Annotated in this window: 1 protein-coding gene; it reads left to right on the top strand. The window is 62.8% G+C overall.

The window, feature by feature from the left end:
• On the top strand, positions 1-529 hold a 529-nt coding region (locus BN358_RS26280), incomplete at both ends, for a hypothetical protein (RefSeq protein ID WP_198018395.1).

Genomic DNA, 529 nt, shown 5'->3' on the forward strand with positions numbered 1-529 from the left:
TTGCGCCGTGCCTCCAGCCTCGCCCGCCAGTTCGCGCTTCCAGTTGAGACGCTCGTCCGCCAAGAACTATGGGACATGGCGCTCGCGGCGGTGACGGAAGGCCTCACCCACGTGCTGTTTCAGTGCCTGGAGCCGCTCGCGATCCCTCCCCGAACCGGACCGTTCGCACATCCCGAGAGAGACGAGGTGCGGGGTCTGGTTGATGCATTGCAAGGCGGTCATGGCCAATCCGACCTGGTTGTCGACTTCATTCATGAGCTTCGAGTGAAGTTGGCGGAGACCGACCTCGAGCGTCTTGGCGCCCACCGCTCTTTCGTGGAGGGATACCTCAGCATTGCTCAGGAGGCCGAGGGACTCGTCCGACTTCACTGGCTGCAGCGTGCTGCGAGCGAAGCCCAGACGTTCGGCCTCAACGACCTCCGAGGCGCCGCTGTCGCTGCCATGCAAGACATGCCGATCGAAGAGCTCGGAATGCAGACTGTAACTAGTCAACTAACCGTGCCCCGCAACCTCGTGGACTGGCGCATGT

The sequence above is a fragment of the Sedimentibacter sp. B4 genome (genome assembly GCF_000309315.1).
Classification (GTDB): Bacteria; Bacillota; Clostridia; order Tissierellales; family Sedimentibacteraceae; genus Sedimentibacter; species Sedimentibacter saalensis.